The organism is Pseudomonas sp. GW821-FHT09E04, assembly GCF_059416185.1.
This window is the reverse complement of record NZ_JBWKOR010000001.1, coordinates 918,036-931,419: the sequence shown is the minus strand read 5'-3', so window position 1 is coordinate 931,419 and position 13,384 is coordinate 918,036. Positions and strand designations below refer to the sequence as shown.

Genomic DNA, 13,384 nt, shown 5'->3' with positions numbered 1-13,384 from the left:
GTCAGGGGTTGCTGACAACCCCTAGCCACTCGGTAAACAGCTTCACCTTCGACAACCCCTGCTTGTCATTCGCCACATCCAGCCAATACCCATAAGGGCCGATCACCTCAATCGGGGTGATCGGCAGCAGGCTGCCGTTGGCCAGTTCCTTTTCGATCATCTGCCGGTCGATCACCGCCAGGCCGCCGCCGGCCAGCGCGGTGTGGATCACCTGGTCCAGGGTGCTGAATTCCAGCCCTTGCCCGGCATCAATGTCATCCCGTCCCATGGCCGCCAGCCAGTTCTCCCAGACCTTCAAGCGCTTGCCGTCGTGCAGGATGTGCAGCAATGGATATTCCCGCAGATCCGGCGGCTGATCGCCGTTGAACAGTTCCGGGCTGGCCACTGCGATGTGCCGTTCCATCACCAGCAATTGGCTGGAGCAATGGGGCGCTGCCGCGAGGCCGAAGCGGATGTGGCAATCGACTTCCGTGAGGCTGTCGTGGCCGATCTGGTTGGTCACGCTGAGGTTGATGTCCGGGTAGCGCTGACAGAACGCGCGCAGGTGTGGCGACAGCCAGCGCGTGGCCCAGGTCGGCGGTGCGAGCACTTTCAAGCGTTGGCGCAGATTCGGCACACGCACCGCTTGCAAGGCGCGTTCGATGTGGTCGAAGGCCTCGGCCAGATGCGGGGAAAGATTGCTGCCGGCTTCGGTCAGCGACAGCCCTTGAGGCGTGCGCACGAACAGCGCCACGCCGAGGTAGTCTTCAAGCTGTTTGATCTGGCGACTGACCGCGCCCTGGGTGACGTTCAGCCCGATAGCGGCCTGGCTGAAACTGCGATGACGGGCGACTTCTTCGAACACACGCAGGGTGTTGAGCGAGGGCAGTTGACGCATGGAGGCGGGACTCCGGATCGGGCGGTTTATTGTTGTTTTGGGGTGAGGGCTATCTGACTATCGAGGCGGTGCGGATGCAAGGTGAATTCGCAACGGGCAGGCAAAAAAAATCGCAGCCCGGGCTGCGATTTTTTCGAACGTCAGAAGTAATACCCGACGTTCACATATAACTGGTTCTCCCACTGATCCAGCCCGCCCGCGCCAAGGCTCTGGGTGTAGCTGCTGCCTCCTATGTACGGATCGTTTTTGCCGAACAGCCATTCCGTGGCCACCCACAATTTACTCACGGAAAACGAGGTGCCGAGGATCATCCGCTCGGAGGTTTTGAAGCCGCTGGCGGATTTGTCGAAGGCGCTGTAGTTGGCGTAGAGCTTGATCCCGCTGATCTGGTCAAACAGGTATTTGCCGCCCACGTCGTAACTCAGGTCGGCCACGTACAAATTGCCGCGACTGGCGACGTTGTAAGTGCCGTCGTAACCACCAAGGGTCACCACTTCATCGCTGCCGGGGTTGCGCGGCGACATCTGCTGCCGCGCCGCCTGCAGCTGCACACCCCACGGGCCGTTCTTGCCCATGTAGTGCACGGCCACGGCGTTGCGTCGGCCGTCATTGTTGGTGTCCTTGTTCTCGATGCTCGAGGTCAGGCCGGAGATCCCGACCTCGGATTTCCACGGCCCCAGATCCAGCGACCTGGCCACTCGCAGCACCACGGTGTTGCGTTCCTGGTTGTTGCTGCCGTCGGCCACGTAGCTGTCGGCTTCGGACACCACGCTCGAGTACGTCACGCCTTTGCTGGTGCCTTTGCCTTGCCAGGCCGGACGCAAGTAGTAACCGGCCTGGAGGTTCCAGTCGCCGCTTTGCTGGATGTATTTGGTACCGATCTGTTGCACGTCTTCCAGGCCGATGACGTTGCCCAGGGTTTCGTAGAAGGTGCTGCCGAAGTAAGGCTGCAAGCCGAACGGCACGGTGTTCAGGCCCACTTGCACCTGCTGGTCGGGATTGAACTTGTAGCCGACCCACGCGAACTTGGCGAAGCGGATATCGCCGTAGTTCTTGGTGTACTGGTACGGGTAGGAGCGACCGTAGAAGCGGTACTGCGCCTCACCGATCCACGAATCGGAGTTGTACTTGGCGCTGAGGAACACCGTGTCGAGGCCGAACTTCTGGATGTCGCGATCCGGGTCCACGTCCCAGCGGGCACGAATGGCGCCGCCAAGGTCGAGATTGTCGGTGACTTGGACCGCCATGGCCGGGGCGGCAAAGCTGCAGAACAGAGCGATTGAGGTTGTGCGCAGGCGCAAAGAGGCTGGGAAGGGCATGGAGCGGCTCTCGATTGTTTTTATTAGAGATGCCGCGCAGTTTTGCCATCTGCGGGTTGTTGAACAAACGATAAAAACGGTGGGGAAACCTGCATCGAATGCATGTTACTCAGAAAATCCTGTAGGACAATTCGCCAATGTCGTGGGATGCTTTGCGCCTTGTCAGTGGTTTTCGAGTGCCTTGTATGAAACGCAAAATGCCCGGCCTGAATGCACTCAAAGCATTCGAAGTGGCCGGCAGCACCGGCAGCTTCACCCGCGCCGCCGAGTTGCTCAACGTCACCCAGAGCGCGGTCAGCCGTCAGGTGCGGCAACTGGAAGAGCAGCTCGGCGAGAGTCTGCTGGAACGCCGCCATCACCATCTCGAATTGACCGGTGCCGGCAAGATTCTGCTGCGGGCGCTACATCAGTCGTTCGACAAGATCGAACTGACCGTACGCAGCATCCAGCAGAAAACCCACGCCAATCGCCTGCACATCAACGCGCCGCCCACTTTCACCAGCCGCTGGTTGATGCCGCGCCTGGGGCGTTTGCGCGAGCAGCATCCGGAACTGGAACTGAGCATCACCACCCGCTTGCAGGACAGCCTCGCGGAAACCAGCACCCTCGATTGCGCGATCCGTTTTGGCGACGGCGAGTGGGACGGGCTCGACAGTTCGCTGCTCATTCAGGAGCGGCACATCGCGGTGTGCGCGCCGACCCTGTATGCGCGGGAGGGCGGCGATCAGGGCATCGACCTCAATCGCCTGACGCTGCTGCATGTGCTGGCCCGGGAGGATCAGCGTTACCTGACCTGGAAGCACTGGCTCGACGCGGCGCGCATCACGGGTGTCGATACCCAGGGCGGTTATGAATTCGACCTGCTGGATCTGGCGATTCAAGCGGCGGTCGATGGTCTGGGGATCACCATTGCCGACTGGCACATGGTCGCCTCGGAACTGGCCAGCGGGCAGTTGACCCAGGTGCACAACGTGCATGTGGAAGGCCACCAGTCCTACTGGCTGGTGACCCGCCCGGAACAGACGCAGATGCCGCAATTGCAGGCGTTCAGTCAGTGGTTGCAGGAAGAGATCTGGCTGGCGCAGCGCCAGCTTGAGCCTTCGAAGGCAATTTTCTGAGTAACGTGCCTTTTTCGAATGTTTGATCGCCGGATAAATCGTTTGTTGAACCCGCTGTCGATGACAAGACTGGCGGCATCGATAAAAACAAACGATGGGCGATGCACATGCGAGTCGAGCGAAATTTTGTTAACGGCCACTTCATCGAGCCGGCCAGCGCGGCGCTGATCGCGGTCTACAACCCGGCCACCGAAGCGTTGGTGGGTCATGTTTCGGCTGCCACCGCCGAAGAAGCCACGGCGGCAGTCGACGCCGCCGCCAAGGCGCAAAAGACCTGGGGCAAACTCACCAGCATCGAACGCGCCGAGCACCTGCGAGCGTTTGCGGCTGCCCTTGAAGATCGCGCCGAAGCCATCGGCGCCGCTCTGGCCGCCGAATCCGGCAAAAGCCTGAGCGATGCCAGCAACGAAGCCCGTTATGCCGCGCAGATCACCCGTTACCACGCTGAGTGGGCGCGCCGCATCGAAGGCGAGATCATTCCCAGCGACAGCCCCGACGAAAACCTGTTTCTGCACCGCGAGCCGATTGGCGTCGTCGCGTGCCTGATTCCGTTCAACTACCCGGTCTACACCCTGCTGCGCAAAATCGCTCCGGCGCTGATTGCCGGCAACACTGTGGTGGTGCGCCCGAGCAACAACACCCCGACCTCGGCATTCGAAATCGCTAAAGCCGTGGAGCAATCGGGCATGCCGGCCGGGGTGATCAACATCCTGACCATGGATCACGCCACCGCTGCAGCCGTTTGCACGCATAAAGCCGTGGGCCTGATCACTCTGACCGGCAGCGTCAACGCCGGGCGCATTGTCCTCGACTACTGCAAGACCAACATCGCCAAGCCGTCGCTGGAACTGGGCGGCAAGACCCCGGCAATCATCGAAGCCGACGCCGATCTTGAAGCGGCCGCGAGCGCAATCATCGCCTCCAAGACCACCCATTGCGGCCAGTTGTGCACGGCGGTGGAACGGGTCTACGTGCAGGAAAGCGTTCACGACCGCTTCCTCGCGCTGCTCAAAGCGAAGATCGCCGCCGTGAAGTTCGGCGACCGCGCCACGGACGCGAGCCTGATGGGCCCGCTGGTCAACGCCAGTTCGCAGAAGAACATCCACGCCATGGTCGAGCGCGCAATTGCCGACGGCGCCGTCCTCGAAAGCGGCGGTGTGCTGCCGGAAGGCCCGGGGCATTTCTACCCGCCAACGCTGCTCAGCGGCTGCCGTCAGGACATGGAAATCGTCCAGGAAGAAATCTTCGGCCCGGTGCTGCCCGTGCTCAAGTACCGCGACATCGACGAAGCGCTGGCCATGGCCAACGATCACCAGTTCGGCCTGTCGTCGGTGCTGTACACCGAGAACTACCGCACCGCGCAGAAAGTCGCCAACGCCATCGAAGCCGGCGAGTTGTACGTCAACCGCACCCCGGCCGATCCGTACCAGGGCTACCACGCCGGCTGGAAACGTTCGGGCCTGGGCGGCGATGACGGCAAGCACGGCATGCTCGAATTCACCCAGACCCGACTCGTGGTCATGAAGTACTGATCCACCGCATCACGCCTCACGCTACACCTATAAAAACAATTATCAGGGGCGCCCGGAGCACGGGTTGCCCGAGGTCACTTCAATGTCCAAGCATGCATCCTCTGCTGCCGCTGTTCAGGGTTCCAACTCGGCTTCGAAAAGCCAGAGCGACAAGGGAAGTCGCTATTTCCAACTGATGTTGCTGGTGCTCGCCGCCGGTGCGATCTACCCGATTCTGTACCTGCGCCAGGTCTACCAGACCACCATGCTCGAGGTGTTCCAGATCAACCACAGCGAGCTGGGTTATCTGTACTCGATGCTTGGCACGATCTTTCTCCTCAGCTACTTGCCGAGCGGTTGGCTGGCCGACCGTATCGCGCCGCGTTTCCTGATTTTCTTCTCGCTGGTGGCAACCGGCGTGCTGGGGCTGTGGTACTCGACGGCACCGTCGATGACCGGGCTGATGATCATCTTCGGTTGCTGGGGTCTGACCACCGGCCTGACGTTCTGGGCCTCGGTGCTCAAGCGCGTGAAGATGATTGCCCATCACACCGAACAGGGTCGTTTCTTCGGCATTCTTGATGGCGGTCGCGGACTGGTCGAAGCATTGCTGGCGACGGTTGCGCTGGGGCTGTTCGCCTACGCCACCGAAACCCGTGGCGAGTCCACCGCCGAAGGTTTCAAGCACGTGGTTTACCTCTACGCCTTCACCTGTATTGCCATCGGCTGTGTGCTGGTGCTGATCAAGGACCCGAAGTCGATGGAGGACACGCCACCAGTGGAGAAGGGCAAGTTCAACCTGCTCACTGACCTGGCAACTTTGGTGAAGATCCCTGAACTGTGGCTGGTCACCGCGATCGTGTTCTGCGGTTATCACATCTTCTGGGCCACCTACAGCTTCTCGGACTACCTGCAAGGCAGCGGCCTGACCGCCGTGATGGCCGGCACTATCACCACCATCAAACTGTGGATGCGCCCGATCGGCGGCATCGGTGGCGGCTGGCTGGGAGACAAGTTTTCGAACATCTCGGTGCTGATCGTTGCGCTGTTGCTGGCGAGTCTGGCGATTGTCGGGTTGATCGTGTTCCCGGCGCTCAACAGCATGGGGCTGCTGATCGCGACAGTGATTTTCATCGGCCTGATGACCTACGCGATTCGCGGTCTGTACTGGGCGATCCTCGACAGCTGCAACATTCCGCTGCGCATCACCGGACTGGCCATCGGCATCGTCTCGGTGGTCGGTTACATGCCGGATGCCTTTATCCCGTTGATCAACGGCTACCTCACTGAGCATTTCCCCGGCGCCCTCGGCTACAAGCTGTATTTCGGCTACATCGCCGCTATCGGTCTGATCGGCACCCTGGCTGCCGTGACCCTGCGTGCCCGGATCAATCGCAAATCCTTGAACAAGACCTCTTTGAACAAGACAGGTGCCTGAGATGAAAATCGTCGCCCTTGAAACCCATATCGTCGCCGTACCGCCACCGCACATCGGCGGCATGTACTGGCTGTTCGTCAAGCTCAAGACTGACTGCGGCATCGAAGGCGTCGGTGAGATCTACGCCGCAACTTTCGGCCCCAAAGCCATGCTGCCGATCATCGAAGACGTGTTCGAACGCTACCTGCTGAATCAGGATCCGCACCACATCGAACGCTTCTTCCGTCAGGCTTATTCGAGCGGTTTCACCCAGCGTCCCGACCTGACCATGATGGGCGTGGTCAGCGGTCTGGAAATGGCTTGCTGGGACATCATCGGCAAGGCCGCGAACAAACCGGTCTACGAACTGCTCGGCGGCAAGGTTCACGAACGCCTGCGTTCCTATACCTACCTGTACCCGGTCAACAGCCGTGGCGAGTACGACTACGACGACCCGGACCTGGCGGCAGAGTGCGCCATCGACAACATGAATAAGGGCTTCACCGCTGTGAAGTTCGACCCGGCCGGGCCGTACACCGCGTACTCCGGGCACCAGATCTCGCTGGAAGTGCTGGAGCGCTGCGAAACCTTTTGCCGCAAGATCCGCGAAGCGGTGGGTAACAAGTGCGATTTGCTGTTCGGCACTCACGGGCAAATGGTGCCGTCTTCGGCGATTCGTCTGGCCAAGCGCCTGGAGAAATACGACCCGCTGTGGTTCGAAGAGCCAGTGCCGCCGGGCCAGGAAGAGGCCATGGCGCAAGTCGCGGCCAAGACCAGCATTCCGATTGCCACCGGTGAGCGCCTGACCACCAAGTACGAGTTCTTCAAGCTGTTGCAGGCCGGCGGTGCGTCGATTCTGCAGATGAACGTGGCGCGCTGCGGCGGCCTGCTCGAAGGCAAGAAGATCGCCAGCATGGCCGAGGCCTATTACGCGCAAATCGCCCCGCACCTGTACAACGGGCCGATTGGCGCGGCGGCGAGTTTCCAGCTCGCGGCCTGCACGCCGAATTTCCTGATCCAGGAAAGCATCGAGACCTGGGGAGGCTTCCACGCCGAGGTCCTGAAAAAACCGTTGCAGTGGGAGGACGGCTACATCATTCCGTCCACCGAGCCGGGCCTGGGCGTGGAGCTGAACATGGACGTGGTGCGCAAGCATTCGCCGTACACCGGCGAACGCCTGCACCTGCAAATGGCCCCGACCCCGGCCGACGTCAAAGACACATCGCCGGCCAAGGGCTGACGGGATTTCCCCGCCCGGCAACGGGCGGGTTCGATAAAAAGACTTACGCGGTAACCGTGCATGACATACGACTACATCATCGCTGGCGCAGGCGCCGCTGGCTGCGTCCTGGCCAATCGGCTCTCGGCCTCGGGCCAACACACGGTGCTGCTGCTGGAGGCGGGCGGCAAGGACAGTTCCCTGTGGTTCAAGATCCCGGTCGGCTTCGCCAAAATGTATTACAACCCGACCTTCAACTGGATGTACTACAGCCAGCCGCAGAAGCAGTTGGGCAATCGCGAAATCTACGCCCCGCGCGGCAAGGTCCAGGGCGGTTCGGGCTCGATCAACGCGATGATCTACGTGCGTGGTCAGGCCCATGATTTCAACGACTGGGCAGCCAACGGCAACGATGGCTGGGGCTTCAAGGATGTGCTGCCGTACTTCCGCAAACTGGAAAACCATCCGCTGGGCGACAGCGAATACCACGGCGGCAGCGGCCCGATCAGCATCACCCCGATGGCCGGTCAGACTCACCCGATCTGCGATGTATTCCTCAAGGGCTGCGATGAACTCGGCTACCCGCGCAGCGACGATTTCAACGGGCCGAAATTCGAAGGCGCGGGCATCTACGACGTCAACACCCGCAACGGTCAGCGCAGCTCCAGCAGCTTCGCCCATTTGCACCCGGCGCTGAGCCGGCCGAACCTGACGGTCGAGCATTACGCGTTGGTCGATCGTGTCCTGTTCGATGAAAGCCAGCAGCGCGCCACCGGCATTTCCATCACCCAGCATAGCGTGGTGAGGACCTTCACGGCGCGCAAGGAAGTGATCCTGTGCGCCGGCGCGGTCGACACGCCGAAGATCCTGCAACTGTCCGGCGTGGCGGATCGCGCCTTGCTGGCCAAACATCAGATTCCGGTGGTGAAACACCTGCCGGCGGTAGGGCAGAACCTGCAGGATCACCTGTGCGTCAGCTACTACTACAAGGCCAATATCCCGACCCTGAACGATGAGCTGAGCTCGCTGTTCGGCCAGTTCAAACTCGGCGTGAAGTACCTGTTGACCCGCAAGGGCGCGCTGGCGATGAGCGTCAATCAGGCTGGCGGATTCTTCCGGGGTAACTCGGAGCAGAGCCATCCGAACCTGCAGCTGTATTTCAACCCGCTGTCGTACCAGATTCCAAAAAACAACAAGGCCAGCCTCAAGCCCGAGCCGTATTCAGGTTTCCTGTTGTGCTTCAACCCGTGCCGCCCGACCAGTCGCGGGCACATCACGATTGCCTCGAAGAATCCCCGTGATGCGGCATTGATCGACCCGAACTACCTGAGCACGCAAAAGGACATCGACGAGGTGATCCAGGGCAGTCGCCTGATGCGCAAGATCATGGGCGCTCCGTCATTGAAGGGCATCACGGTCGATGAAGTTTTGCCGGGGCCGGCGGTGGAAACCGACGAGCAGATGCTGCAGTACTTCCGCGACAACTGCGGCTCGATCTATCACCTGTGTGGCTCCTGCGCGATGGGCGCGGACGAGCAGAGTTCGGTGGTCGACAAGCGCCTCAAAGTGCACGGTATCGAGGGGTTGCGGATTGTCGATGCGTCGATCTTCCCCAACGTGACATCGGGCAACACCCATGCGGCGGTGCTGATGGTGGCGGAGAAGGGCGCGGATCTGATTCTGCAGGATGCGTGACGCACGGTGACAGTTGATCGCAAGCCTCTTTCCAGCATGCACTAGGCTTTGAATGCCGGCCCATTACGGGCCGGCATCATCTCAAAGCGTCTGCACCAGCCAATCCCGAAACGCCTTCAACGACGCCAATGATTCATTACGCGCCGGGTACACCAGGTAATAGCTGCGCCGGCTGCTGATCGGTTCGCCCAGTTGCAGCAACTCACCGTTGTGCAATTCATCCTCCACCAGAATCCTCGGCACCAGTCCGATGCCGATATTGGCGCGCACGGCCTGGATCAAGTGCGAGGTCATCTCGAAGCTCGGCCCGATGCGCATGCTGCGATGGGGCAGGGCGTGATGGCTGAACCACTCGGACCACGCCTGAGCGTTGCTGCTGACATTGAGAAGAAGCTGCCCGGCGATATCCTTGTTGGCCGCGAGACGTTCGGCGTCGGACAATTGCGCACTGGCGATCACCACCAGTTCTTCGGTGTGCAGGCGGTGGGCGGTCAGCCCCGGCCAGTCACCGCCGCCGACACAAATCGCCGCGTCGATTTCGCTGGTGTCGAAGTCGATGGCCTCGATCCGCGAGTGCAGGTGCACGGTCATGCCCGGGTGCGCCGTGTAGAAATCCTTCAGGCGCGGCAGCAGCCATTTCGAGCCGAAAGTCGGCAAGGTCGCCAGGCGCAGGCTGTGAATCCCCGAGCCAAACGCCATGGCCTGCAACGTCGCGCTGCGGATCTGCCCGAGGGCTTCGGACAGTTCGCGCTGATACATGCGCCCGGCGTCGGTAAGGATCACCCGCCGGCCTTCACGGCTGAACAGGCGCATGCCGAGCATCTTTTCCAGAATCTGCACCTGACGGCTGACCGCGCTCTGGGTCAGCGACAGTTCGTGGGCGGCGCGGGTGTAGCTTTCATGGCGTGCGGCGGCTTCAAACGCCAGCAGCAACGACATCGAGGGGGTGAGGGTTCGTGGATTCATTCGTTTTAGTCATGGATTGCGGGTCGAATTTACGGTTGTCCCGGCTTCGCTCTGCAATGAACATAAGGCCTATGAGATGGCGGGAGCGTGACGCAATCATTCATTGCGCACAACTGTTCACCGCCACATGGCCCGTTTTTGACCGAGATTGCACGCCCGATGATTGCCCAGCTGTCGCCTTCCACCGCGTTGAACACCGATTACCAGCAGTTTCTCAAAGCCCTTGAAACCAGCGGTTTTCGTGGCGAAATCAGTGCCGATTATGCCAGCCGCGTGGTGCTGGCCACCGACAACTCGATCTATCAGCGCTTGCCGCAAGCGGCAGTATTCCCGCGCGACGCCGATGACGTGGCGCTGCTGGCGCGTCTGATCGCCGAACCGGATTACCAGAAAGTGGTGATCACGCCTCGCGGCGGCGGCACCGGCACCAACGGGCAATCGTTGACCGATGGCATCGTCGTCGACCTGTCGCGCCACATGAACCGCATTCTCGAAATCAACGTTGAACAGCGTTGGGTGCGGGTGCAGGCCGGCGTGGTGAAAGATCAGCTCAACGCCGCCCTGAAATCCGCCGGGCTGTTTTTCGCCCCGGAACTGTCGACGTCGAACCGCGCCACCGTCGGCGGCATGATCAACACCGACGCCAGCGGCCAGGGCAGTTGCACCTACGGCAAGACCCGTGACCATGTTCTGGAATTGCACATGGTCCTGCGCGGTGGCGAGCGATTGCACGGCCGCCCGCTGGAAGAAAGTGAGCTGGCAGCGGAATGCGCCCGTGAGGGGCGGGCCGGCGAGGTGTACCGTTGTGCGCGGCAGATCATCGATGAGCAGGGCGAACTGATCCGACAAACCTTCCCCGACCTCAACCGCTGCCTGACCGGCTACGACCTGGCGCACCTGCGCGAGGCCGACAACCGTTTCAACCTCAACAGCGTGCTGTGCGGTGCCGAAGGTTCGCTGGGGTTTGTGGTCGAGGCCAAGCTCAACGTGTTGCCGATCCCCAAGCACACGATGCTGGTGAACATCCGCTACGCCGGCTTCATGGATGCCTTGCGCGATGCGCGGGCGTTGATGGCGCTCAAGCCGCTGTCGATTGAAACCGTCGACTCCAAAGTGCTGTTGCTGGCGATGCAGGACATCGTCTGGCATGGCGTCGCCGAGTATTTCCCGGAAAGCGCCGAGCGGCCGACGCTGGGGATCAACCTGGTGGAGTTCTGCGGCGACGATCCCGAGGAGCTGCAAGGTCGGGTCGAGGCCTTTGTCCAGCACTTGGGCAACGACGCCACGGTCGAACGGCTGGGCCATACGTTGGCCGTCGGTCATGCAGCGGTGAACCGCGTCTACGGCATGCGCAAGCGTGCGGTGGGTTTGCTCGGCAACGTCGCCGGTGAAGCGCGGCCGCAGCCGTTTGTCGAAGACACGGCCGTGCCGCCGCAACACCTGGCCGAATACATCGCCGAACTGCGCGAGCTGCTCGACAGCCACCAGTTGCAGTACGGCATGTTCGGCCACGTCGATGCCGGTGTGCTGCACGTGCGGCCGATTCTCGACATGAAAGATCCACAACAAGCCGCACTGGTGCGACCGGTGTCCGATGGCGTCGCCGCGCTGACCCAGCGTTATGGCGGCCTGCTGTGGGGCGAGCACGGCAAGGGCCTGCGCTCGGAATACGCCCCGGCCTTTTTCGGTGAGCTGTACCCGGCGTTGCAAGCCTTGAAGGCGGCGTTCGACCCGTTCAACCAGTTCAACCCCGGCAAGATCGCCACGCCGAATATTCCCGGCGCGGCATTGCTGAAGATCGACGAAGTGACCCTGCGCGGCGAACTGGACCGGCAGATCGACGAGAAAGTCTGGCAGGACTACGGCGCGGCCATGCACTGCAATGGCAACGGCGCCTGCTACAACTTCGATCCTGACGATGCGATGTGCCCGTCGTGGAAAGCCACCCGCCAGCGTGCGCAATCGCCCAAGGGCCGCGCCTCGCTGATTCGCGAATGGCTGCGGTTGCAGGGCGAGGCGGGGGTGGATGTGTTGTCCGATGCCAGTCGTCGTCCGCCGTTTTTCAGCACATTGCTGCAGCGCTGGCGCAACAGCCGTGCGCAGGAAAAAGACTTCTCCCACGAGGTGTACGACGCCATGGCCGGCTGCCTGGCGTGCAAGTCCTGCGCGGGACAGTGCCCGGTGAAGGTCAACGTGCCGGATTTCCGTTCGCGGTTTCTCGAGCTGTACCACACCCGTTACCTGCGGCCGGCGCGGGATTATCTGATTGCCTCGCTGGAATACACGATTCCGTATATGGCGCGGATTCCGTTTCTCTACAACGGTTTGATGGGGGCTTCGTTCAGTCGTCGCTTGATCGAGCGCCTTGGTGGCATGGTCGATGTGCCGTTGCTCAGCCGTTTCGATTTCCACGCGGCCATGCGTCGCTGGCAGGTGCAGCCGGCGTCGGTCGAGGTGCTTTCGGCGCTGACTCAGGCGCAACGTGAACGCAGTGTGGTGCTGGTGCAGGACGCGTTCACCCGGTATTTCGAGGCGCCATTGCTGGCGGATCTGATCGAGCTGATTTCGCGACTGGGGTATCAGGTTTATCTGGCACCGTTCAGTGCCAACGGCAAGCCGCTGCATGTGCAGGGTTTCCTGTCGGCGTTCAACCGCGCGGCGCTGCGCAATGCCGGGCAACTGCGCGCACTGGCCGAGGTTGGCGTGCCGCTGGTGGGGCTGGACCCGGCGATGACTCTGGTTTATCGCCAGGAATACCTCAAGGTGCCGGGGATGGAGCAATGCCCCGAAGTGGCGCTGGTGCAGGAGTGGCTGCTGAAAGTCATGCCGCAACGGACGGATTCACAGAATGGCGAAAGCTTCCGCCTGCTCGCGCACTGCACCGAAAAAACCAACGCGCCCGCCGCAACCCGGCAATGGGAGCAAGTGTTCGAACGTGTCGGTTTGAAACTGACGACCCAGGCCACCGGATGCTGCGGGATGTCCGGCACCTACGGGCACGAAGCGCGCAATCGCGACACCTCGGCGGTGATTTACGAGCAGTCCTGGGCGAAGCAGATCGAGGCACCGGCAGAGCGGGGCGAAGCACTGGCGACCGGCTATTCGTGCCGCAGCCAGGTCAAGCGTCAGGCCGACCGAGTGGTGCGTCATCCGTTGCAGGTGCTGCTTGAGCAACTGCGCACGGCTTGAGAACCGTTAGCAATTGAAGCGGCTTTTCATGTTATAAGGTAACGCAAATAGTCGGGCCGTTTGCACGCGGCCC

9 protein-coding genes are annotated in these 13,384 nt (G+C 61.5%); 6 read left to right on the top strand and 3 right to left on the bottom strand.

Annotation, left to right across the window (positions count from 1 at the left end):
- Position 1: 1 nt before the first annotated feature.
- Together AC07N4_RS04145 and AC07N4_RS04140 are read right to left on the bottom strand one after the other, a co-directional pair.
- A complete protein-coding gene (locus tag AC07N4_RS04145; RefSeq protein ID WP_102620921.1) occupies positions 2-877 on the bottom strand; it encodes a LysR substrate-binding domain-containing protein in 876 nt (291 codons plus the stop codon).
- 140 nt (positions 878-1,017) lie between these two features.
- On the bottom strand, positions 1,018-2,196 hold the full coding sequence (locus AC07N4_RS04140; RefSeq protein WP_493065021.1) for a hypothetical protein: 1,179 nt from the start codon (positions 2,194-2,196) through the stop codon (positions 1,018-1,020).
- A gap of 185 nt (positions 2,197-2,381) precedes the next feature.
- On the opposite strand from AC07N4_RS04140, the gene AC07N4_RS04135 reads away from it, so the two are divergent.
- The 5 genes from AC07N4_RS04135 to AC07N4_RS04115 all read left to right on the top strand — a co-directional run bounded on the left by AC07N4_RS04135 (position 2,382) and on the right by AC07N4_RS04115 (position 9,156).
- Positions 2,382-3,314, top strand: a complete 933-nt coding sequence (locus tag AC07N4_RS04135; RefSeq protein ID WP_096820112.1) for a LysR substrate-binding domain-containing protein — start codon at positions 2,382-2,384, stop codon at positions 3,312-3,314.
- Positions 3,315-3,421: 107 nt separating this feature from the next.
- A complete protein-coding gene (gene aldA, locus AC07N4_RS04130; RefSeq protein ID WP_493065203.1) occupies positions 3,422-4,846 on the top strand; it encodes an aldehyde dehydrogenase in 1,425 nt (474 codons plus the stop codon).
- A gap of 82 nt (positions 4,847-4,928) precedes the next feature.
- Positions 4,929-6,263 (top strand): MFS transporter, encoded by a 1,335-nt coding sequence (locus AC07N4_RS04125; RefSeq protein ID WP_493065020.1) that lies wholly within the window; start codon positions 4,929-4,931, stop codon positions 6,261-6,263.
- Position 6,264: 1 nt separating this feature from the next.
- Positions 6,265-7,482 (top strand): mandelate racemase/muconate lactonizing enzyme family protein, encoded by a 1,218-nt coding sequence (locus AC07N4_RS04120; protein ID WP_085731929.1) that lies wholly within the window; start codon positions 6,265-6,267, stop codon positions 7,480-7,482.
- Positions 7,483-7,542: 60 nt separating this feature from the next.
- Entirely contained in the window at positions 7,543-9,156 is a 1,614-nt protein-coding gene (locus AC07N4_RS04115; RefSeq protein WP_493065019.1) for a GMC family oxidoreductase, read from the top strand.
- Between the two features lie 81 nt (positions 9,157-9,237).
- Here the strand turns inward: AC07N4_RS04115 and AC07N4_RS04110 are convergent, their stop codons facing one another.
- The gene (locus tag AC07N4_RS04110; protein ID WP_493065018.1) at positions 9,238-10,122 is read right to left on the bottom strand and encodes a LysR substrate-binding domain-containing protein; all 885 of its coding nucleotides are present in this window, start codon (positions 10,120-10,122) and stop codon (positions 9,238-9,240) included.
- A 159-nt stretch (positions 10,123-10,281) separates the two neighbouring features.
- Here AC07N4_RS04110 and ydiJ point away from each other — a divergent pair, with 159 nt between their 5' ends.
- Positions 10,282-13,311, top strand: coding sequence for a D-2-hydroxyglutarate dehydrogenase YdiJ (gene ydiJ / locus AC07N4_RS04105; RefSeq protein WP_493065202.1), 3,030 nt, complete (start codon positions 10,282-10,284; stop codon positions 13,309-13,311).
- The last annotated feature ends 73 nt before the right edge of the window (positions 13,312-13,384 follow it).